At 58.1% G+C, this 20,717-nt stretch carries 19 protein-coding genes; 12 read left to right on the forward strand and 7 right to left on the reverse strand.

The features are described 5' to 3' along the window. Positions 1 to 99: 99 nt before the first annotated feature. Positions 100 to 1,026 (forward strand): LysR family transcriptional regulator, encoded by a 927-nt coding sequence (locus ACHUE7_RS14040; protein WP_394170529.1) that lies wholly within the window; start codon positions 100 to 102, stop codon positions 1,024 to 1,026. Positions 1,027 to 1,049: 23 nt separating this feature from the next. Here ACHUE7_RS14040 and ACHUE7_RS14045 read toward each other — a convergent pair whose 3' ends face one another. Continuing rightward, a complete protein-coding gene (locus ACHUE7_RS14045) occupies positions 1,050 to 1,358 on the reverse strand; it encodes an isoamylase early set domain-containing protein (protein WP_394170530.1) in 309 nt (102 codons plus the stop codon). A gap of 175 nt (positions 1,359 to 1,533) precedes the next feature. On the opposite strand from ACHUE7_RS14045, the gene ACHUE7_RS14050 reads away from it, so the two are divergent. From ACHUE7_RS14050 to ACHUE7_RS14060, 3 genes are all read left to right on the forward strand, one after another. Then, positions 1,534 to 2,799, forward strand: a complete 1,266-nt coding sequence (locus tag ACHUE7_RS14050; RefSeq protein ID WP_394170531.1) for a DUF2868 domain-containing protein — start codon at positions 1,534 to 1,536, stop codon at positions 2,797 to 2,799. After that, positions 2,796 to 4,220, forward strand: coding sequence for a DUF3482 domain-containing protein (locus tag ACHUE7_RS14055; protein ID WP_394170532.1), 1,425 nt, complete (start codon positions 2,796 to 2,798; stop codon positions 4,218 to 4,220). Before ACHUE7_RS14050 ends, ACHUE7_RS14055 begins: the two co-directional genes overlap by 4 nt. A 71-nt stretch (positions 4,221 to 4,291) precedes the next feature. Next, on the forward strand, positions 4,292 to 5,269 hold the full coding sequence (locus tag ACHUE7_RS14060) for an alpha/beta hydrolase (protein ID WP_394170533.1): 978 nt from the start codon (positions 4,292 to 4,294) through the stop codon (positions 5,267 to 5,269). 33 nt (positions 5,270 to 5,302) lie between these two features. Here ACHUE7_RS14060 and ACHUE7_RS14065 read toward each other — a convergent pair whose 3' ends face one another. Continuing rightward, a complete protein-coding gene (locus ACHUE7_RS14065) occupies positions 5,303 to 5,749 on the reverse strand; it encodes a hypothetical protein (protein WP_394170534.1) in 447 nt (148 codons plus the stop codon). A 210-nt stretch (positions 5,750 to 5,959) separates the two neighbouring features. Here ACHUE7_RS14065 and trhO point away from each other — a divergent pair, with 210 nt between their 5' ends. Beyond that, a complete protein-coding gene (gene trhO, locus ACHUE7_RS14070) occupies positions 5,960 to 6,967 on the forward strand; it encodes an oxygen-dependent tRNA uridine(34) hydroxylase TrhO (RefSeq protein ID WP_394170535.1) in 1,008 nt (335 codons plus the stop codon). Between the two features lie 208 nt (positions 6,968 to 7,175). On the opposite strand, the gene ACHUE7_RS14075 is transcribed toward trhO, so the two are convergent. The 3 genes from ACHUE7_RS14075 to ACHUE7_RS14085 form a co-directional block, all read right to left on the reverse strand. Continuing rightward, positions 7,176 to 8,246: an aldose epimerase family protein gene (locus ACHUE7_RS14075; protein WP_394170536.1), complete on the reverse strand. Its 1,071-nt coding sequence runs from the start codon at positions 8,244 to 8,246 to the stop codon at positions 7,176 to 7,178. A gap of 299 nt (positions 8,247 to 8,545) precedes the next feature. Further along, positions 8,546 to 9,694, reverse strand: a complete 1,149-nt coding sequence (galK, locus tag ACHUE7_RS14080; protein ID WP_394170537.1) for a galactokinase — start codon at positions 9,692 to 9,694, stop codon at positions 8,546 to 8,548. Next, complete coding sequence (locus ACHUE7_RS14085) at positions 9,694 to 10,743, reverse strand: UDP-glucose--hexose-1-phosphate uridylyltransferase (RefSeq protein ID WP_394170538.1); 1,050 nt, start codon at positions 10,741 to 10,743, stop codon at positions 9,694 to 9,696. The genes galK and ACHUE7_RS14085 overlap by 1 nt, the downstream gene beginning before the upstream one ends. A gap of 153 nt (positions 10,744 to 10,896) precedes the next feature. Between ACHUE7_RS14085 and ACHUE7_RS14090 the strand changes: the two genes are divergently transcribed. The 4 genes from ACHUE7_RS14090 to murI all read left to right on the forward strand — a co-directional run bounded on the left by ACHUE7_RS14090 (position 10,897) and on the right by murI (position 14,438). Further along, positions 10,897 to 11,913: a LacI family DNA-binding transcriptional regulator gene (locus ACHUE7_RS14090; RefSeq protein ID WP_127555626.1), complete on the forward strand. Its 1,017-nt coding sequence runs from the start codon at positions 10,897 to 10,899 to the stop codon at positions 11,911 to 11,913. Between the two features lie 16 nt (positions 11,914 to 11,929). Beyond that, positions 11,930 to 12,223 (forward strand): hypothetical protein, encoded by a 294-nt coding sequence (locus ACHUE7_RS14095; RefSeq protein ID WP_394170539.1) that lies wholly within the window; start codon positions 11,930 to 11,932, stop codon positions 12,221 to 12,223. A 211-nt stretch (positions 12,224 to 12,434) separates the two neighbouring features. Further along, complete coding sequence (ald, locus tag ACHUE7_RS14100; RefSeq protein ID WP_394170540.1) at positions 12,435 to 13,556, forward strand: alanine dehydrogenase; 1,122 nt, start codon at positions 12,435 to 12,437, stop codon at positions 13,554 to 13,556. A 66-nt stretch (positions 13,557 to 13,622) separates the two neighbouring features. Next, positions 13,623 to 14,438 carry a glutamate racemase gene (gene murI / locus ACHUE7_RS14105; RefSeq protein ID WP_394170541.1) on the forward strand — a complete coding sequence of 272 codons (816 nt, stop codon included), beginning with the start codon at positions 13,623 to 13,625 and terminating at the stop codon, positions 14,436 to 14,438. Here murI and ACHUE7_RS14110 read toward each other — a convergent pair. After that, positions 14,411 to 14,656, reverse strand: coding sequence for a DUF2164 domain-containing protein (locus ACHUE7_RS14110; protein ID WP_348476522.1), 246 nt, complete (start codon positions 14,654 to 14,656; stop codon positions 14,411 to 14,413). The genes murI and ACHUE7_RS14110 overlap by 28 nt on opposite strands. A gap of 206 nt (positions 14,657 to 14,862) precedes the next feature. Between ACHUE7_RS14110 and ACHUE7_RS14115 the strand changes: the two genes are divergently transcribed. The 3 genes from ACHUE7_RS14115 (at position 14,863) to ACHUE7_RS14125 (ending at position 20,135) form a co-directional block, all read left to right on the forward strand. Then, the gene (locus ACHUE7_RS14115) at positions 14,863 to 16,131 is read left to right on the forward strand and encodes an ABC transporter substrate-binding protein (protein WP_394170542.1); all 1,269 of its coding nucleotides are present in this window, start codon (positions 14,863 to 14,865) and stop codon (positions 16,129 to 16,131) included. Positions 16,132 to 16,241: 110 nt separating this feature from the next. Continuing rightward, positions 16,242 to 18,119, forward strand: a complete 1,878-nt coding sequence (locus tag ACHUE7_RS14120) for an ABC transporter transmembrane domain-containing protein (protein ID WP_394170543.1) — start codon at positions 16,242 to 16,244, stop codon at positions 18,117 to 18,119. A 387-nt stretch (positions 18,120 to 18,506) separates the two neighbouring features. Beyond that, positions 18,507 to 20,135 carry a BCCT family transporter gene (locus tag ACHUE7_RS14125; protein ID WP_394170544.1) on the forward strand — a complete coding sequence of 543 codons (1,629 nt, stop codon included), beginning with the start codon at positions 18,507 to 18,509 and terminating at the stop codon, positions 20,133 to 20,135. 63 nt (positions 20,136 to 20,198) lie between these two features. Here the strand turns inward: ACHUE7_RS14125 and ACHUE7_RS14130 are convergent, their stop codons facing one another. Then, a complete protein-coding gene (locus tag ACHUE7_RS14130) occupies positions 20,199 to 20,705 on the reverse strand; it encodes a glycine cleavage system transcriptional repressor (protein WP_394170545.1) in 507 nt (168 codons plus the stop codon). Positions 20,706 to 20,717: the final 12 nt, after the last annotated feature.

Genomic DNA, 20,717 nt, shown 5'->3' on the forward strand with positions numbered 1-20,717 from the left:
AAGCCCTCATAATATAGGTCACCCGGACACTCTACGTTGAGATCATTGGCAAAATAATGCTTATAATATATAAGTTAGCTAAACAATAAGTTTATAAATATGCTGAAAACCGACTGGCTTGAGTCGTTTAACGCGGTCGCCCTGGCAGGCAGTTTTACCGCAGCCGCGCGTGAACGACAGCTGAGCACCATGGCCCTAAGCAAACACATTGCTGCTCTCGAATCGGCGCTGGGTGAGGCGCTGTTTGAACGAACAACCAGGCGGGTCCGGTTAACCGAATTCGGAGGCGATTTTCTGGCGCGGGCCGGGCAGGTGCTGCGCGAGCAGGAGAATCTGGCAGACTGGGTTGCCAGCCGCCGTGCGGAACCATCGGGCTGCATACGCGTAGTGGGTATGGAGCAGCCTTTGCAGGCGACTATCATCCCATTCCTGGCCGAATTCAGGCGGGCCTACCCGGGTATTGAGGTTGAAGTGGATGCCGTCAACGAATTGCTCGACCCACACCGGCATCTATTCGACGTGGCCTGGGGCGTAGGGCGATACCTTGGAGATCGGTTTCCGGGTCTGGTTCGACGCCGTTTGATGCGAGTCGTTAACGGGATTTTTGCCAGCCCGGATTATCTGGCACGGTTTGGTACCCCGCATCATCCGGATGATCTGAGCGCGCATCGGGTCCTGCCACAATTGCACGATGAACCCAACGACTTTCTGATTGTCAGCGGTGGTGCGGTCGACGATGGGGGCTTTCCGCATACCCGCATGCAAGCACCGGTCAGAACCAGTACCGGGCACCTGGAGCTGTGCCTGCAAGGCCTGGGGCTGATCAATGCCGCCCCCGATTTGCCGGTGATACGCCGCAGTGTGGCATCGGGCCGGCTGATTCCCGTGCTTGAAGCCTACTGGTACGACGCTCTGGATAACTACTACTACATTCACCAGGTGCGTCAGCGCCAGCCCAAAGTCGAGGCATTCACCAATTTCTTTGTTGCACGTGCTCAGGGCATCGCTACAACGGAAGCAGGCTAAGTGCCCTCAAATGCAGCACGTGACTAGAGACTTACCAGGCTGTTATCGACCGGCAGGCCAGCGGCTGGCACGTAAGCTTCAGCTTCCCAGTCGTTCTCCCACCGGTTACCGTCGATGCAAAAGCGGTACTGGTATTGCTGGCCGACCGGCAAGCTCAATTCAAGTTTAAAATCGCCGGATTTCAGCCGTTTCATCGGATGACTGTCGGGCGACCAGTCGTTGAAGTCTCCGGCAAGAGTCACCGTACTGGCGTTGGGAGCGGCCTCGGCGGGCAGCACAAAGGTGCACCGACATTCGGGTTTGGAGGTAAGGTAGCGTTTCTTTACGGTCATGGGATCATCCTTTATCAATCAGCCAAATTCTGACAAGTACAATGAGCATAGTAACAGCGGCCAGGTCTCGCCAATGGGTAGGCGACGCCTGCGATGCTCCTTGCTAAACTCGGGCCACTGCTGTGTTTATTTTTGCAACGTGCCGGTCTCAAGCCGGCGATCTTAATAGGACTCCATGACAACTTCACGACCGTCCCAGAGGATATCACCCTCTCAAGCCATCGACCTGGGGTTGCGCTGGTTGCGTGCCGAACCCGGGCTTCGTTCAGGCCCGGCTACGGACAACTGGTTCGAGTTTCTCGGATACGCCAGCACTTTGCCGGCTGAGCGCAGGATGCCGTGGTTTTCATGGTGGTTCTGGCTGGGGGCCATTAATGGCATCCTTGCGTTCAGCGGGCTGATAGTCTGGCCCGATGGCAGCGGCATCCACATGCTGATTTTTTTGCTGGTGTTCTGGCTGGCTCCGTCGCTGGTACTCGTCTGGACTCTGATCAACGCCTGGTGGCGCAAGCGCAGCCCCTGGTGGCGCCACTGGCTGAGCACCGAAGACGATGCGGTAATCGCCGCCTGGTGCGCTGCCCAAAGCCTCAAAGCCCAGGCGCTGTTTGTGGTGGCTGGCATGGCCTGGATGTGGCTAATGTTGCTGACCCGGCAACTGATTTTCTACTGGAGCACCTCACTGCCGGGTGCCTCGGCGCGAGTTGACGATTTGTTCACGCTGCTGACGCTGGGCATTCTGAACGTGCCCGAACCGCTGGCGATCAGCGCGTCGCAGGCAGGCAGCATTACCGGGTGGGAAACCGACTTGCTGAATTTCTCGGAGTACTGGGCTGTATGGCTGACCCAGGTCACTCTGCTTTGGGTGTTGCTACCGGTGGTCCTCGCGTTGCTGGTGAATCACCGGGTCCTGAGGCGCCGGTTGGCGCACTGGCCGCGCTGGAACCGGCAGCTGCATCAGCGCTTTGAACAGCAAAGACCCGAGGTGTTGCACTTTGAATCGCTGACACCGGAGCAACCGGCCACCTATACGGCCCATGAGGCGGACCTGCCGACAACCGGGATGTCGCCTTCAGTCCCGGTACTCGCCTGGCAGGATCCGCTGCCCGGCAGATTGCCCGCTGGCTCAGTCAACCTCGGTCGCGGCAGTCTGGCACAAGACGAAGCGACCATTGAGCGGCACACTGAGCAGGAGGAGCCTGTCTGGGTGATTTCCGCACAGGCAGTACCCACCGGTGATCTGGCCGACCTGATTACGCTCAGCGCGGGCAGTCACAAGGAAGTGAAAGTGTTGTTAAGCAGTTCGGCTGAACCGGGTTCCGGACAACGGGAAACCGACCGCCAGAGCTGGCAGGGCTTTGTCAGCACCCAGGAATTACCAGTGCAATTATACTGGCTCGATGCTCAGGCAACCGAGCTGGCAGCCCGGAAGGGAGCATCATGACCCGGAATCCGGCAACTGCCATGGCTACCCCGGTATTCGCTGTGGTTGGACACCCCAATCAGGGCAAATCCAGCCTGGTGTCGACGCTGACTCAGGATGACCACATTGCGGTATCACCCGTCAGCGGCACCACCCGGGATGCCCACCGTTATCAGTTGATGCTTGAACAAAGCGTTCTGTATGAACTGATCGATACACCCGGATTTCAGCGTGCACGCCAGATCATCGCCTGGTGTGAACAGCACAGTGAGGGTGCCGCTGGCCGGCCTGAGGCGTTGCGGCGGTTTGTCGAGTCGCATCGCGACGACCCCAAATTCGCAGACGACTGCACTCTGCTGACCCCCGTGCTGGAAGGAGCCGGCATTGTCTACGTGGTCGATACCAGCCAGCGTTTTGACGCCACCTTTGAAGCCGAACTGACGCTGCTCTCCTGGACCGCCCAGCCGCGACTGGCGCTGTTGAACCCAATACGGGAAACCGGACACGAAGCCGAGTGGCAGCTGGCGCTGCAGCAGTATTTTTCGCTGGTGCGTACCTTCAACCCTTTGCAGGCTCCGTTTGAGCATCATCTGGGTTTGTTGCGCAGCATGGCGGAGATCCATCTGCCCTGGCGTGAGGGTCTGATGCGCAGCGTTGAGGCCTTGTCGGAACAACGCCAGCAGCGCCATCAGCACAGCGCCGAAGCCCTGGTTTTGTATTTGCAACAAGTGCTGCAACACCGTCTGCGTCTGCCTCTGGCAGGGCCCAAAGACCAACTCAAGCAGCAGGGGCTGGCTCAGTTTAACCGCGATATCCAGCGACAGGAGCAGCAACTGCAAGTCACCCTCGCGGGCTATTACGGGCATCGCAATCTCGACTGGACCGGCGAATGGCAGTCACTGGCGACCGATGACTTGCTGGATGCGCACGAATGGCGGGCCTGGGGCTTGTCGCGAACCCGGCTGGCGTCACTGAGCGGGGCGGCCGGTGCTGCTTCTGGTCTGGTTGTCGATGCAGCCGTCGGGGGCACCTCCCTGTTTCTCGGAGCGGTTGTGGGCGGCGCACTGGGCAGTCTGGCCGGAGGCTTTGCCGGACGCGACCCGCTGAGTTTTGAGGTGCTGTCCCGGGTGCCCGGCTACGAGCAATGGCAACTCGGGCCGGTCTCCAATCTTGAGTTTGCATTGGCCCTGGCGGGGCGAAGCCTGCGCATCTGGTATCAGTTGCGTTGCCGTAACCATGCCCGGCGTGATGCGGTCTTGCTCAACCAGTCTGATTTAAGCCACTGGCTGGACGGCCTGGGTCGCAAACAGCAGGTCCAGTGGGTGTACTGGGTCCGTAAAATGATGAAAAGACCCTTGAACGAGAGTGAACAAAGTCAGTTAATGGGTTTGATTGTTGCTCTAGGGGAGCAAATGGATAAACCCGGGTCACAGCTGTCTTAGTAAAAAGCCATCACTGTGATACTATTTTCAGCCAATAACCTTAAAAATCAAACGTGTAAGGACGCCGTAACGTGATCTGGATTGTGCTGGGCCTGGTAGTCGTATTGTTGATCGTATTGGGCCCGCGGCCCCGGGTGGCGTTGCGGTGGGTCGTCGATGAACTGCCGGTCGAGCTAGGCGGTTTGTCCGACTGGCTGGCAGAGACGGAGCAATCCCGGGGCGAAGTCACCGAAGGGGCCGAAAAGCACGTTCGGTTCGCCAACCCAAACGCGCCGGCCAAAACACCACTGGTGGTTCTCTACCTGCACGGTTTTTCCGCAACCCGCCAGGAGCTGGCTCCCATTCCCGAACGGGTAGCCGAGGCCATCGGCGCCAACTATTACGGTGCCCGTTTGACTGGCCATGGCCTCGACAGCGAAAGTCTGGGCAAGGCCCAGGCCGGTGACTGGCTGAAAGACACCGCCGAAGCCTGGCAGATTGCCCGGTCGCTGGGCGACCGTGTCATCGTCATCAGTTGCTCAACGGGTGGCACTCTGTCTACCTGGCTGGCACAGCAACCATCGGCACAGGATGCCCTGGCCGCCATGGTGCTGTTCGCTCCCAATTTTCAGCCCCGTCACTGGGCGTCGAAGCTGTTTGGCTGGCCCTGGTCCCGCTATTGGATGCCGTGGCTTGCCGGTCACGAATATGGCCGGGAACCGGAAGGTGAACTTTCCGGCAAATACTGGACCTCCAGTTACCCGACCCGGGTGTTGCATCAATTGCAGGCTCTGGTGGTTGCGGTGAGAAAAAGCCGGCTCGATGCCATCAAGGCCCCCTCGCTGTTTCTGTACAGTGAGGATGATCATGTGGTGAATGCCAAATACACCGATCGGGTGTACGAGAAGTGGGGTTCTGACGTTAAGGAACGTATTCGAATAGACGGGGTGGATGGGGAGTCCAACCATGTGTTTACCGGAGACATCGTTGCGCCACACCGGACCGAAGACAGCATAGATCAGGTACTGACCTTTCTGAAACAACAGGAAATAGCAGCCACACCGGGTTAGCCAGAAGCCTGACCCGGTGTGAACAGGGCTTACTTAGAAGTGCAGGCCTACCGTGAAGTACCCATTACCCGGGTGAGCACCGCCTTCGATAAACAATACCCGGTTGCTGATCAGGATATTAAGACCAACTTCAGCGGCCAGACCAAAGTCTGCATCACCATTTCCTTCAGCGCCAAGGCCCGGCCCCAGGCTCGCATACATGTCGAGGCCAGTATCGAGCGGAAACAGCAAACCCAGTGACAGATCCCCGCCGATGGCCACGTCATCGTTAAAGCCAACACCCAGCTCAATTTCGCCGTAAGTGTTCAGGCCATTATTTTCCAGGGCGGGCACATTGATGGGGAAACCAATGGCGCCGATAAAACCAACGCCACCGCCATAGGAGGCGAGGCCCAGCTCAGCGCCACCGCGGCCACCGGCATAGGCCGTACTGGCAAGTGTTGCGGCTGCGAGCGTTGCAGCGATCAGTACTTTTTTCATGTGAGTATCCTCGAGCGAACAGTGTGGAGTTTCGAAGCTAAACAGCCCTGTTTAAGACTCCTGACAACGCAGTCTAGCGGGTCAGAACGACAATTTGAACGCTGTAACGGCAAGAACGACTGTGGAAATCGTGGCCCGGGTCACTTAAACTTCTCCGCCCAACTAACCCGTGGCTCTGGATTTGCGATCCAGCCCGCTATAGGAAATTTCATGACTGACACCACTGTAGCAGAAACCATTGCGGTTTCTGCAATGTATCACTTCGTTCGTCTCAAAGATTACGCCGACTACCGTCAACCCCTGCTGGATATGATGGAGGCGGAAGGCATTCGTGGCACCTTGCTGCTCGCGTCCGAGGGCATCAATGGCACGGTCGCCGGCCGACCGGACGCCATAGAACGCCTTCTTGGCTGGATCAAAAGCCAGGGCCCGTTCGCCGGTCTCAGCCACAAAGAATCTTTTTGCGATGAGATGCCGTTTTATCGCACCAAGGTAAAGCTTAAGAAAGAAATCGTCACCATGGGTGTTGAAGGCATCGATCCGCTGAATGTGGTTGGTACCTACGTAAAACCCGAAGACTGGAACACGTTGATTTCAGACCCCGAGGTCGTGCTGGTCGATACCCGCAATGAATACGAAGTGGCCATCGGCACCTTCAAGAATGCGCTGAACCCGCACACCCAAACCTTTCGCGAATTTCCGGACTATGTAAAACAGAACCTCGACCCGGCCAAGCATAAGAAAGTGGCCATGTTTTGCACCGGCGGCATTCGCTGCGAAAAATCTACGGCTTACCTGAAAGAGCAGGGCTTCAACGAGGTATACCACCTTGAAGGCGGCATCCTCAAATACCTGGAGAACGTTCCGGAAGCCGATTCCCTATGGCAGGGCGAGTGCTTCGTATTCGACAACCGGGTCACGGTAAAACACGGCCTCGAACCCGGCCGTTACGACCAGTGCCACGCCTGCCGGATGCCCATTTCCGATATCGAAAAAGCCCACGCCCATTACGAACCGGGTGTCAGCTGCCCGCATTGCTACGACAAGGTAACCGAAGACCGTCGTCAGCGCTTTATCGAACGCGAACGCCAGGTGCAACTGGCCAAAGCGCGCGGTGAAGCGCACATTGGCGCCGACGCCAAAGAAAGCATCGAACAGCGTCGGGCTCGCAAAGCGGCTGAGCGTGAGGCCCAGCGGTCTGCTAACTTGACTGCATAGCGTTTGGAGGCTCAAGTTTCCGAGTTCGAGTTTTTTTAGTGCCATGAGTTCGTATCAGCCACCGGGCATCCCTGTCTGGGGTCGGCGTGAATCCCTCCCTGGAGCCTAGACCGCAGCATCCTTGCTGCGGACTTCCCCAGACAGAGATGCCCGGCACCTGATACTTAACACGGAGCGAACTCGGAAACTTACATTAGCTGCGGAGGTTTCAATCCTGCCCGAATCCAAACACCAGAGTGGCCCGGTAGGTCTGATCTGGGGTCAGAGTACAATTGGGGAAGTGATCGTGATTGGGAGAATCGGGCCAAGCGCCCGGCTCCATGCAGAAAGCGCCATGGCGCTGATAAGTCTCTGTATCGTTTTTCGGCGTTCCGCCCAGAAAACCGCCACTGTAAAACTGCACACCGGGCAGGGTACTTGAACACCGCATCCAGCGACCGCTGGGTACATGCCGGGCTTCGGCCATCAGCGTCAGTGGCCCTTCCATTTTTTTGCCAAATACATAGTTGTGATCGTAGCCGCCGGCCCGAGCGAGGCTGGGGTCACCCAGGCTTTCAAGTGCCTGGTCGATCGGGCGCCAGTTGCGCAAATCCAGCGCCGTGTTTTCAACCTTAACCAGCTCGCCTGTTGGCAGCAGCGTGTCATCGATGTCGGTTACTGTGTCGCTGTGTACCCGGAATTCATGATCTTTAAGCGAGCCTGCTGCCGCACCCGCTAGATTGAAATAAGCATGGTTGGTCAGATTCACCAGCGTGGTTTTCGTCGTGGTTGCCTCGTAGTCGATGACAACCTCATCCTTATTCGTTAGTCGGATTCGCTGAGTTATGGTCAGCTCGCCCGGGTAGCCGGCATCGCCGTCAGGTGACGTCAGGGTGAAAATCAGACTGGGTTCGTCGTTTTCCAGGTTGATCTGGCTGTCCCAAATGAGATGACCAAAGCCGTGTGAGCCACCGTGCAGATGATGCCCGCCACTGTTGCACTCCAGATCCAATGCCTGACCGTTGACGCTGGTTTTGCCATGGCCAATGCGGTTGGCGTAGCGGCCAATGGTCGCGCCAAAGTTGGCGTTCTGGGCAATAAAAGCCTCTAGCGTGTCGCAACCCAGAACCAGGTTTTCGTTATCCGCCATACCTGGTAATCGAAAGCCCACAAATGCCGCCCCCAGGTTGTAGAATCGGGCTTCGCTTCCGTTTTTGTTGCGCAGCGTGAACGCTTTAACGGCGCGGCCGTCACTGAGGGCGCCAATGGTTTCTTCAGAGTTGATTGGGGTGACGGTCACAGGGGGCTCCAGATTTGTTGTTGATTTATTTATTGTCACTCGAGTCTTAAATTTGCCAGATTAAGAGCGGCGGGTGCCAATGTTGGCTCTGTGGGGGAGTCCGCAGCAAGGATGCTGCGGCCTAGGCTCCATGGATGGATTGAGTGGGCGGCACTCCGCCCGACCCCACAGAGCCAGCATTGGTAGTCGACGCGGACTATTGGCACCATAGTAACCTTGACGTCTTTGGTTAATGTGAATATGCGCCGTATTGTGAAAGCAGCGGCCGGGCAAGTCCATCCCGGCGCTGGCTTTTGTGGTCAGTCCGGGTAGGCACCATCGACCGGGTGGCAGACGTAGACCGTAGGCTTGATGCCAAATTCGGCCTCGTAGCGCTGGTTTACCCGCTCGATGACGGACTCGACCTGGTGCTCATGCACCAGCGACACGACACAGCCACCAAAACCGCCTCCGGTCATGCGAACACCGCCCTGGTCACCGATCAGGTCGGCAATCATGGCCACCAATCCATCGATGGGCGGCACGGTAATTTCGAAATCATCTCGCATCGAGGCATGGCTGGCGGCCATCAATTCGCTGATTCGCGGCCAGTCCGATTGGGCCAGGGCGTCGGCTGCTGCAAGGGTGCGCTCGTTTTCGGTGATGATGTGACGGGCCCGGCGGTAGGTGACCGGGTCCATCCCGTCTCTTTCTTGCTCCAGCTGTGCCAGTGTGGCATCGCGCAGGGCCGGTACCTGCAAGTGCAGGGCGGCGGCTTCGCACTGTAACCGGCGCTGGTTGTATTCACTGTCGACCAGGCCGCGTTTCACATTGGAGTTGATGATGACGATGGCCGCATCCGCAGGCATGGGTACCGGCTGGGTGGTCAGGCTACGGCAGTCGATCAGGGCGGCGTGGCCCTGTTGTCCGCGGGCCGATATTAACTGATCCATAATGCCGCACTGGCAACCGACAAACTGGTTTTCAGCCTGCTGGCTGAACAGGGCTGCTTGGGTGCCGCTGAGGGTTTCCCCGGCCAGTTGGGTCATGGCGCGGGCAGTCACCACTTCGAGTGAAGCCGATGAACTCAGGCCAGCGCCCTGGGGCACATTACCGGTGACCAGTAAATCAGCGCCACAGAGCTGGTAACCCGCCTTGCGCAGTACATCGCAGACACCGCGCAGGTAATCGGACCAGGGGGCAGCAGCGTCGTGCTCGATGGGCTCATCCAGATGGAAGCTGGAGCGGGCTTCATTCAGATCAAGTGCCACCAGATTGACAACCCGGTCTTCGCGCGGGTTGCCAACAATACAGGTGTGGTAATCAATGGCTGCCGGCAACACAAAGCCATCGTTGTAGTCGGTGTGCTCGCCGATCAGGTTGACCCGACCCGGTGCCCGAAAGTGATGGTGTGCGGCGGTGCCATAGAGCCGTTCGAAGGCCTGGCGGGCAGTGGTGTACAAATCCATTAGCGTTGTTCCCGGTAGTGGATGTCGCTGAGTGTTTGCAGCCGTTCGGCCGCTTGCTCGGGCGTTAGATCACGTTGCGGTTCAGCCAGCATTTCATAGCCGACCATGAACTTGCGCACGGTGGCACTGCGCAGCAGGGGCGGGTAGAAGTGCGCATGCACCTGCCAGTGGTCGTTGGCATTGCCATCGCAGGGGGCACCGTGCCATCCCATAGAATAGGGGAAGGAGGTCTCAAACAGGTTGTCGTAACGGGTCGTCAGGCGCTTGAGTATGTCGGCAAGCGCGTGCTTTTCATCGGCGTTCAGGTCCGTCAGGTGGCGCCGGTGCTGGCGTGGCATCAGCAATGTCTCGAACGGCCAGCTGGCCCAGAACGGTACCACGGCTATCCAGTGGTCGTTGCTGACCACAGTGCGGCTGCCGTCAGCGGTTTCCCGGTCTGCATAGTCGAGCAGCAGGGGGCGACCGTGTTGTTCAAAGTAATCGCGCTGGGCGCTGTGCTCCCGGGCAGGCAGGGTGGGCAGGCCATTGCTGGCCCAAATCTGGCCGTGCGGGTGTGGTTGCGAGCAACCCATCACCGTGCCCTTGTTTTCAAACAGCTGCACCCAGCGATAGCGACTGCCCAGTTCCTCCAGTTGCTCGACCCAGGTATCGACCACCTTGCCAATGGCCGGCACCGACATTTGCGGCAGCGTCAGTGCATGATCCGGGCTGAAACACAGCACCCGGGCCTCACCCTGTTCGGCCTGAACCTGCATCAGCGGGTCTTGCTCTGTTTCATAGGCGGGTGTGTCGGCGGTAAGAGCGCCGAAATCGTTTCCAAAAACGAAGGTATCGGTGTAGTCCGGGTTACGGTCGCCGGAAATTCGCGTGTTACCCGCGCACAGGTAGCAATTCGGGTCGTGGTGGGGCAGTTCCGGTTCATTGACCGCTTCGGTCTGCCCTTGCCAGGGCCGCTTGGAACGGTGCGGAGAGACCAGTACCCAGTCTTCAGTCAGGGGGTTGAACCGCCTGTGCGGATGATCGCTCGGGTTGAAGGAATGGGCGCTCATTGCAGCCTCCTGTTATTCTTTGCATTGCAGTTTATCGTATTTGAAAACGTTTTCAAGATTGAATTGGTTGCCACAGCTCCAGCGCGCGTTGTATCAATTCAGAAAAGCGGTCAAACTTGATTCATACTCAAAGCGGTTCAGGAGAGTAGGGCATTGGCAAACATTAAGGATGTTGCGAAAGCAGCAGGGGTATCGGTGTCGACGGTTTCACGGGTCATTAACGACTCGGCATCGGTCGTGCCCGATAAACGCCAGGCCGTACTGGCCGCGATGGAAGCATTGCAGTACCGACCCAACTCTCTGGCGCGTGCCCTGGTCAACAGCCGGTCCGACTGCGTCGGTTTGCTGGTGGGTGAAATTGACTCCCCTTTCTTTGGTGCGCTGATGGCGGGTGTGCATCACGTCGTGCACGACAGTGGCAAGCATGTGATCGTAACGGCGGGCTATCACCACATCGATAAAGAGCGGGATTCAATCCGTTTCCTGCTCGACCGTCGCTGCGACGCTCTGGTTATTCACTCCAAGGCCTTGCCCGATGATGAGCTGGTGCGCCTGCTCGAACTCGATATTCCCATCATCATTGTGAACCGGCTGATTCGCGGCTGGGAACATCGCTGCGTCTATCTCGACAACGAATATGGCGCCTATCTGGCAACGCGGCATTTATTGTCGAAAGGCCACCGGGACATCGCCTACATTGGCACCAACATCGCGATTGAAGACGGTGCCGACCGGGTGCACGGCTACCGGCGCGCCCTTGAGGAATTCTCCGTTCCCTTTAATGAGCGCAAGGTGGTGCGAACCTTCCCGGATGAAGAGGGTGGTCACAATGCCATGGCTGAGGTTGTCAGTCGCAACCTGGGTGTTACCGCGGTTTTTACTTACAATGACGCCATGGCTGCCGGTGCCATTACCATGCTGCAGGATTCAGGGCACCGGGTACCGGAAGAAATATCAGTGGTTGGGTTCGACGACGTGATTCTCGCCCGCCTGCTGAACCCCAGACTGACCACCATTCGTTACCCGGTCTATGAAATGGGGGCTCTAGCGGCCCGTATTGTCATGCATCAGCTCGACAGTAAATTCGCCAGTGCCGACCAGCCGTTGCGATTTACCCCGCGCCTGATTGAACGACAGTCGGTTCGGGATGCAGCGCCGGTCGCGGTCTAGTACCAGGGCTTCGATTATGGAACAACGCCAGCAGATGATTGAATGGTTTGCCGAGCAGTTTGATCAGCGCGGCATCCGTTTCGACGAACCTCACCGCATGCACGACTTCGACGCGCCCGACAATCGTGCCTGCGAACGCCTGCTGGTCGAGGCCGATCGCCGCTTTCGGGTGCGATTCAATCGGCCCATTGCCCCCATTGAACTGACAGAAGCGCTCTACAGCGCCTGTTTCTACCAGCACCGTGCCGATCGAATGCTGCGCCAGCACTCCCTGCTGGGCCGGCTGCGCGGCTGGATCGGTAAGGGCTAACGCCGCTCCCCATGAGTCCTGGCAGTATATATCGCTGTAATTAGCGGGTTTTGGCGGTTGCTTCATCGTATCTGTTTGTTTTTCTGGTAATAAGCCCTGTTTTTGGTGGTAAATTCAGTGCCACTCACCCGCCCTTTTTTTTCTATACTGATTTGGTCCCCAGCGTTCTTAAATTAAAACGACTCTAGCCATTGACGTACAGGAGAAGACCATGCGAGTAGGCGTCCCCAAAGAGATAAAAAACCACGAATATCGCGTCGGCCTGACCCCGACCGCTGTGCGCGAGCTGGTTCACAATGGCCATGAAGTCGCTGTCGAAACCCAGGCGGGTGCAGCAATCGGCTTCAGTAACGAGGAATATCAGGCCGCCGGTGCCCAAATACTGGACACGGCCGCCGGTGTATTCGACTGGGCTGAGATGATCGTCAAGGTTAAGGAGCCTCAGGCGGTCGAACGCAAGATGCTCAAATCGCATCACACCCTCTTTACCTACCTGCATCTGGCACCGGATGTACCGCAAACCAACGACCTGATTGAATCGGGCGCCACCTGCATTGCTTATGAGACGGTTACCGATCGTTCCGGCCGCTTGCCCTTGCTGGCGCCCATGTCGGAAGTGGCGGGTCGCATGTCCATTCAGGCGGGTGCCCATTGTCTGGAAAAAGCCCAGGGTGGTCGTGGTCTGTTGCTCGGGGGGGTGCCCGGTGTGGCACCGGCACTGGTCACGGTCATCGGCGGCGGTGTCGTTGGTCAGAACGCCATTGCCATGGCGGTCGGTCTGGGTGCGGACGTTACCGTGCTGGATAAAAGCATCGACACCCTGCGTGAGCTCGATAAGCAATACGGCAACAAGATCCGCACGGTCTACTCCACGCGCGAAAGCGTTGAGCAACATGTTCTGGAGGCCGATCTGGTGGTCGGCGCGGTGCTGATTCCCGGTGCAGCTGCGCCGAAGCTGGTCACGGCCGATATGATCAAACGGATGAAGCCAGGTGCAGTGGTCGTGGATGTGGCCATCGACCAGGGCGGTTGTTTTGAAACCTCCAAAGCGACCACCCACGCTGAACCGACTTATGTCGTCGACGAAGTGGTGCACTACTGTGTTGCCAACATGCCGGGTGCCGTCGCCCGTACCTCGACTATGGCACTGAACCACGCAACCCTGCCGTTTACCCTGGCTCTGGCCAACAAAGGGGCCAAACAAGCCATGCAGGATGATGTGCATTTGCTCAACGGACTGAACGTCTGCCGTGGCAAAGTGACCTACAAGAGCGTGGCGGATGACCAGGGGCTTGAGTACCTGGCACCCAAAGACGCACTGGCGCTGCTATAACGCCGTTTACAAGCGAAAGGGCAAGCCTTAGGCTTGCCCTGAGCTTAAACAGGGGCGAACGCTAGCGTGATAGGGGTTTTTGATTCGGGCATTGGTGGCCTGACGGTATTGCAATGGATTCGTCAGCGGCTGCCACAGGCCGATTTGCTGTACCTTGCCGATCAGGCGTTTGCTCCCTATGGGGCCAAGTCTACCGAGTTGCTGCAGCAACGCTGCGACCGCATTGCCGACTGGCTGATCGCCCAGGGCTGCACCGTATTGGTGGTCGCCTGCAACACAGCCACGGCGCATTGTGTTGATGCCCTGCGCCAGCGCTTGCCGTTCGACATCATTGGTGTCGAGCCAGGTATCAAACCGGCTGCCCTCGGTACCCGCAGTGGCGCCATTGGCATTCTCGCCACCGAAAACACCCTGGCGTCCAGCCGCTATCAGCAGCTTGCTTCCCGCTTCAACCCCAACACCTGTGTCGTTAATCAGCCGTGCCCGGGCCTGGCTGATGCCATTGAACTGGGGCCGGATACCGAGCGGATCGATGCCATACTGGCCCGGTGTACCACCGCAATGACCGATGCCGGTGTCGATCGCGTGGTGTTGGGCTGTACCCATTATCCGCTGGTGAAAGACCGGTTGCAGCGGCTGCTGGGTAGCCAAGTGCAGTTGATTGACACCGGTGAGGCCATCGCCGGTGAAGTGGCCCGCCGGGCTGGCAGCGCCGAGTGGGGGCAGGGCAGCACTCGCTTGCTGACCACCGGGTCACTGCCCCGGTTACAGCAGCTGATTGGCGCTTACCCTGTGCTGAGCTCACATTTTCAGGCCAACCAGTGCGAGGCAGCACCCGATTTGTCGGACCTGGCTCAGACCTCCGGTTCTTCCAGCGCATAGAGGTCGTCTTCCATGCGGGCATGGTGCTCCTGCATCATGGCCAGTGCCTGGGCGATGGCCCGGTTATGCAAGGCCGGTTTAAGCGCTTCGATGAAATAGTCGATCACCGATTCGCATTCAAACTGCCCGAGTTCAATCTCAAGCTCCGTTTCAAACCAGCGTTTTGTCGATAAATTAAGCGATTCCCGTGCTTCCCGGGTCATCAGTGCCTGTGTCATGTCGTGCTGCTCCACTACGCCTTAATAAGATTCCACCTTCGCAGAACGGTGTTTAGGGATCAAATGACTTTTATTTTGCGATATACTCCATCTTAAACGATTAAGAGCCGGCTATATGGGTGTTCTTAACAGCCCGAGTCGTGGTCTCCCATCGTTATGCTGGCCCGCAGTGCCCGCTAAAACCATAAAAACAAGAGAGCGCAACCATGAAAAACACAGTGATTCCCTGTTTGGGGGCCGCCACAGTCGCGGCTGCCTTGTTGTCTGCCCCCGCATTGGCCGTGGAACTGACCATCGCCTGCGGTGCCGTCGGCATAGAACGCCAGGTGTGTATTGACGGCGCCAACCGCTGGGCCGAACAGACCGGGCACAGTGTTGATGTCGTCGCCACACCCCAGTCCTCGACCGAGCGACTGGCGATGTATCAGCTGTTGCTGCGCGAACGCCACAACACCGTCGATGTGTTTCAGATCGATGTGATCTGGCCGGGGTTGCTGGGTGAGTATTTGCTGGATTTATCGCCTTATGTGCCAGACACCGACGCCTTCTTCCCCAATTTAATGGCCAATAACACCGTCGATGGCCGGTTGATAGCGATGCCCTGGTACGTAGATACCGGCTTGTTGTATTACCGCAAAGATCTGCTCGATCGCTACGGTCACCCGGTACCCCAGACCTGGGATGAGCTGGAGACCATTGCCACCGATGTGCAGCTTGGAGAGCGTTCGCAGAACGGGAACTTCTGGGGGTATGTCTGGCAGGGTAGCGACTATGAAGGGCTGACCTGCAATGTCATGGAATGGCTGGTCAGCAGCGATGCTGGAACCGTAGTCAGCACTCAGGGCGTGGTGACGCTCGATAATGACCGTGCCGCCCGTATTATCGATCAGGCCGCTGGCTGGATCGACACCATTTCGCCGCCCGCCGTACTGGAGTACCAGGAAGAAGACGCCCGGGCGCAGTTCGAGGCGGGCAACGCCTTGTTTATGCGCAACTGGCCCTACGCCTGGCGCCTGGCCAACGAGCCCGAGTCGGCGGTGTCCGGGAACGTGGGTGTTACGGTGTTGCCGCAAGGCGACTCGGGCATGCCCAGTGGGGCCCTGGGAGGCTGGCAGCTGGCTGTAACCGAGGCCACGCGCTACCCAGCACTGTCGGCCGACCTGGTGCGGTTTCTGACCAGCGAGTCCGAGCAGCGCCGACGGGCTGATTTCGGGTATCTGCCGACCCGGTCGGCGCTGTATAACGAGCCGGAACTGACGCAGGGCAACGCCGTGTTCGAACCCGTTGGCCGGGCGCTGGAAAACGTGGCGGTGAGGCCCTCATCAGCCACCGGTCGTACCTACAAGTACGTTTCCCGCTATGTGTCCGGTGAAATTCATGAGGTGTTGCGCGGCACTAAATCGACCTCGGACGCATTGGCGTCCATTACCGACCGCATTGTTGAACGCGGCCTTGGTGACTTGCAGCGGCCCTGACTTAGTCTGTGCGGGTCGACCGGCTGGCTGAAAGTCACATTCTGCCCGGTTGACCTTGTATTCCTGGCCCTTAGACCTGACTTGACGGGAATCGATCAGGAGAATTGCCCGTGAGTTCACCCCAAGACCCTCAGGTCATCGCCGACGCTACTGAGCCGTCTGCCGCCAGACACCCCGGTACCGCGCCCGGGTCTGGCCCGGTATCTGCCGCCATCCCCTTCGGGTTTCTGGCCCAGCTGTGGCCCTATCTGAAACGTTATCGTCATTTAATGCTGGGCGCCGCTGCGGCCCTGGTGCTCACCTCGGGCCTGACGCTTGCACTGGGCCAGGGCGTACGCCTGGTGATCGATCAGGGCATACTGGCTGAATCACTCGGTGCCTTGAATCGCACCCTGGGGTTTGTGATGGTGCTGGTTGTGGCCATGGCCGTGGGTACTTTTGTTCGGTTTTATCTGGTCACCTGGCTCGGTGAACGCGTCTCGGCGGATTTGCGAGCCGATGTCTTTGCTCACCTGGTGCACATGCATCCGAGCTACTTTGAAGAAAACGCCAGTGGCGACATCATGTCGAGGCTGACAACTGATACCACCCTGCTGCAGTCCATTATCGGGTCCAGCCTGTCGTTTGCCTTGCGTAACGCACTGACGGTGACCGGTGGCCTGGTTATGTTGCTCATCACCAATCTCAAGCTGTCTCTGGTCGTGCTGCTGGGGGTGCCTGCGGTGCTTATCCCCGTGTTGTACATGGGCAAGCAAGTGCGCCAGCTCAGCCGGCGTAGCCAGGACACCGTCGCCGACGTAGGCAGTTACGCTGGCGAGATCATCCGCCAGATCAAAACCGTGCAAAGCTATGCCCGTGAGCCCTTCGAAAAGGCAGCCTTTCAGGTGGAAGTCGATGCCGCATTGGACGTTGCCCGCCAGCGTATTCGTCAGCGCAGCATCCTGATGGCGGTCGTTATTCTGCTGGCCTTCACCGCTATCGCGGCCATGGTCTGGGTCGGTGGGTACGATGTCATGACAGGCACCATGAGCGGCGGCGAGCTGGCCGCCTTTGTGTTCTATGCGGTCATGGTGGCCTTTGGTGTCGCCGGGGTGTCGGAGGTTTACGGCGAAGTGCAACGGGCGGCGGGTGCCACCGAGCGCCTGATGGAGTTGCTGGCTGAGCCCTCGATCATCGTATCGCCCGCTGAAGCCGGGCCTCTCGACCAGGAAGCCGAGAATCACCTGACCCTGAACAACGTCAGCTTCAGTTACCCGAGCCGGCCTGAAACCAACGCACTGAGTGAGGTCAGCCTGGCCGTAAAACGCGGCGAGACGGTGGCGCTGGTCGGCCCGAGTGGTGCGGGCAAATCCACTCTGTTCGAGCTGCTGCTGCGCTTTTACGACCCGCAACAGGGCTCGGTCACCTTGTTGGGGCAGGATGTTCGGGCGCTGCCGTTACCCGAATTGCGCCAGCATATCGGCCTGGTGCCCCAGCAGCCCGTGCTGTTCAGCAACGATGTCTGGCACAACATCCGCTATGGCCGGCCCGATGCGTCCGATGCCGAGGTGCTGGCGGCGGCCGAAGCGGCCAACGCCATGGCGTTTATTGAAGCCCTGCCACAGGGGTTTGCCAGCGATCTGGGCGAGGCCGGTGTGCGACTCAGTGGCGGCCAAAAGCAACGCCTGGTCATCGCCCGGGCCATTTTGAAAGACCCCGATCTGCTGCTGCTCGACGAAGCCACCAGCGCCCTGGATGCAGAAAGCGAATATCAGGTTCAGCAAGCACTGGAGAAACTGATGAAGCAACGGACCACCCTGATCATCGCGCACCGGCTGGCGACGGTTCAGGGGGCCGATCGAATCGTGGTGATGGATCAGGGGCGCATCGTTGCTGAAGGCACGCACACCCAGTTGCTGACACAGTCTCCCCTATATCGGCGGTTAGCCGAATTGCAGTTCGGACAGACTATGTCGGCGAAAAAAGATGAAGCCATCACCAACAACTGACTGGAAATGTCGGGAATTGATCAGAAAACAGCGCCTACGGGCGCTTTTTTTTTGAACGCTGGTTTTACCATCGAGTCGTGCTCGCATAACCAATCACAACAACTATTTTGCGAGTGGTGTGACTGTCAATGGGTTGTATGGAGCGTGTCAGTGCGTTAGTCTTTAGTGCACGAAACGTTAGTAGGGTGGTTTACACCCCCAACGTGCGACCTGTCAGCGACAAACAACCGTTGTAGCGCCCGGCCCTGAGTGTTTGTCGAACTAGAGCCGTGCAGTCGATAGTCGCCACGTGTGTTGTATGTAAACGGTATTGGCAGTGTTCGCAGCTGCGCTAATGGCCTCCGTTTGCCTTAACTCTTGATCCCAATCTGACAGTAGGGAACCTTTATGACAGAAAATACCGACATGATACCGCCCGATGGGCGAGTAGATGCCATCGACACCGACTACCAGATCGGTCAGGACAACATCAAGATGAATATCGGGCCTTTCGGGCTCGATATTCATAACCGTGTTTTCCTGATTTCCGGCCTTTCAGTCGTTGCCTTCGTCATTTTGACGCTGGCATTCCAGACCAGTGCGGGCCCCATGTTCAGCAATTTACGGAATTGGCTGACGGGTAATCTGGACTGGTTCTTCCTGATATCCGGTAACATCTTCGTTCTGGTGTGTCTGTTTCTGATCGTATCGCCCATGGGCAAGGTACGCATTGGCGGTACCGACGCCACACCGGATTACAGCTACCTCGGCTGGTTCTCAATGCTGTTTGCCGCCGGCATGGGCATTGGCCTGATGTTTTACGGCGTCTCCGAACCCATGTCGCACTTTAGTTCGTCTCTGGGTGGCATCGCGACTGAAGGCGGCGTTCGTACCGACTGGGCACCTCTTGGTGGCGCTGAAGGTGATGCAGCGGCTGCACAACGTCTGGGCATGGCCGCAACGATCTACCACTGGGGTCTTCACCCCTGGGCGATTTACGCCGTACTGGCACTGGCGCTGGCTCTGTTTTCGTTCAACAAAGGGCTGCCACTGACCGTACGGTCCATCTTCTACCCGCTGCTTGGCGAGCGTGTCTGGGGCTGGCCGGGGCATGTCATCGACATTCTGGCCGTGTTCTCGACACTGTTCGGTCTGGCAACCTCACTGGGTATTGGCGCTTCACAGGCCAGTGCTGGCCTAAACTACCTGTTTGGCGTGCCGATGGGGGCGACGACGGAGGTCTTGCTGGTGATTGGCATTACCGCCATTGCACTGGTGTCTGTCGTGGCCGGTCTCGACGCCGGGGTGAAGCGCTTGTCTGAAATCAACATGAGCCTGGCGGTTCTGTTGTTGCTGTTCGTCATTCTGGTCGGTCCAACTCTGGCTATTCTGACAGGCTTCGTCGGCAACCTCTGGGGGTATGTACAAAATATCCCGGCTCTGTCGATGCCTTTTGGTCGTGAAGACGACAACTTCAGACAAGGCTGGACAGCCTTCTACTGGGCCTGGTGGATTTCCTGGTCACCGTTTGTCGGCATGTTCATCGCGCGGGTATCGCGTGGTCGTACCGTTCGTGAGTTTATGGTCTCGGTTCTGCTGATCCCGTCAGCGGCCTGTGTCCTCTGGATGACCGCTTTCGGTGGCACCGCCATCAGCCAGTACGTCAACGATGGTTACCAAGCCGTCGCCAACTCTGGTCTGGAACTGCAACTGTTCGCCATGCTCGACGTACTGCCCCTGGCGCAGATCACCTCCTTCATCGCCATTGTGCTGGTCATCGTCTTCTTCGTGACCTCATCTGACTCCGGCTCCCTGGTGATCGATACCATCACCGCCGGTGGCAAGGTGAACGCACCAACACCTCAGCGGGTGTTCTGGGCTACCTTTGAAGGCCTGGTCGCCATTGCCCTGATTCTAGGGGGGGGACTGACGGCTCTGCAGGCCATGTCCGTCTCGACGGGCGCGCCTTTTACCATTGTGTTGCTGCTGTGCTGTGTCTCCCTGTTTAAAGGGTTGGCCAGCGAACCACGCGGCTAAGTGGATAGGCAGAAATAAAAAAAGCGACCTTCGGGTCGCTTTTTTTTGGCCTGGAGTCAGGTTTTAGTCGCTACCCAACACATCCACCATAAGGTCAGCAGATAGATCTTCCAGGCCCTGAATCACACTATCGAGGCTCTGCTCGTCGGTTAATCCCAGTTCAAGCTCAGCTCGAAACAACACACCACCGCTCATCGACGCCGGTTCGACATCGGTATGAACATCCACAAGATTGATGTTCATCGCCGCAAGCTTGCGAGTGACTTCCGCGACAATACCGGTGCGGTCGTTGCCGACCACAGCGATGCGGTGTTGGTGCAGCGTGGTGTCTTCGCTATCGCCCACTTCAATTTGAATCGACAAGCCTTTGCTGCCGAGGGCCTGAGTGCTGGCCCGTAACGTCTCCAACTGGCCGGCATCAAGATTGACCCGAACAATGCCAGCGAAGCGACCGGCCATGGTCGATAGCCGGCTCTCCTGCCAGCTACCGCCGGCATCGGCTACTGCAGAGGCGACTTGCTCGACAATGCCGGGGCGGTCTGATGCCATGATGCTGAGAATAATTTCCATAGAAGCTCCATT

The sequence above is a fragment of the Saccharospirillum alexandrii genome, assembly GCF_043641555.1.
Classification (GTDB): domain Bacteria; phylum Pseudomonadota; class Gammaproteobacteria; order Pseudomonadales; family Natronospirillaceae; genus Saccharospirillum; species Saccharospirillum alexandrii_A.

What these genes read in the sequence shown, in the direction of transcription:
- ACHUE7_RS14040 (WP_394170529.1), top strand. Translation starts at nt 100, where the DNA reads ATGCTGAAAACCGACTGGCTTGAGTCGTTTAACGCGGTCGCCCTGGCA.
- ACHUE7_RS14045 (WP_394170530.1), bottom strand. Translation starts at nt 1,358, where the DNA reads ATGACCGTAAAGAAACGCTACCTTACCTCCAAACCCGAATGTCGGTGC.
- ACHUE7_RS14050 (WP_394170531.1), top strand. Translation starts at nt 1,534, where the DNA reads ATGACAACTTCACGACCGTCCCAGAGGATATCACCCTCTCAAGCCATC.
- ACHUE7_RS14055 (WP_394170532.1), top strand. Translation starts at nt 2,796, where the DNA reads ATGACCCGGAATCCGGCAACTGCCATGGCTACCCCGGTATTCGCTGTG.
- ACHUE7_RS14065 (WP_394170534.1), bottom strand. Translation starts at nt 5,749, where the DNA reads ATGAAAAAAGTACTGATCGCTGCAACGCTCGCAGCCGCAACACTTGCC.
- trhO (WP_394170535.1), top strand. Translation starts at nt 5,960, where the DNA reads ATGACTGACACCACTGTAGCAGAAACCATTGCGGTTTCTGCAATGTAT.
- galK (WP_394170537.1), bottom strand. Translation starts at nt 9,694, where the DNA reads ATGGATTTGTACACCACTGCCCGCCAGGCCTTCGAACGGCTCTATGGC.
- ACHUE7_RS14085 (WP_394170538.1), bottom strand. Translation starts at nt 10,743, where the DNA reads ATGAGCGCCCATTCCTTCAACCCGAGCGATCATCCGCACAGGCGGTTC.
- ACHUE7_RS14095 (WP_394170539.1), top strand. Translation starts at nt 11,930, where the DNA reads ATGGAACAACGCCAGCAGATGATTGAATGGTTTGCCGAGCAGTTTGAT.
- ald (WP_394170540.1), top strand. Translation starts at nt 12,435, where the DNA reads ATGCGAGTAGGCGTCCCCAAAGAGATAAAAAACCACGAATATCGCGTC.
- ACHUE7_RS14110 (WP_348476522.1), bottom strand. Translation starts at nt 14,656, where the DNA reads ATGACACAGGCACTGATGACCCGGGAAGCACGGGAATCGCTTAATTTA.
- ACHUE7_RS14115 (WP_394170542.1), top strand. Translation starts at nt 14,863, where the DNA reads ATGAAAAACACAGTGATTCCCTGTTTGGGGGCCGCCACAGTCGCGGCT.
- ACHUE7_RS14125 (WP_394170544.1), top strand. Translation starts at nt 18,507, where the DNA reads ATGACAGAAAATACCGACATGATACCGCCCGATGGGCGAGTAGATGCC.
- ACHUE7_RS14130 (WP_394170545.1), bottom strand. Translation starts at nt 20,705, where the DNA reads ATGGAAATTATTCTCAGCATCATGGCATCAGACCGCCCCGGCATTGTC.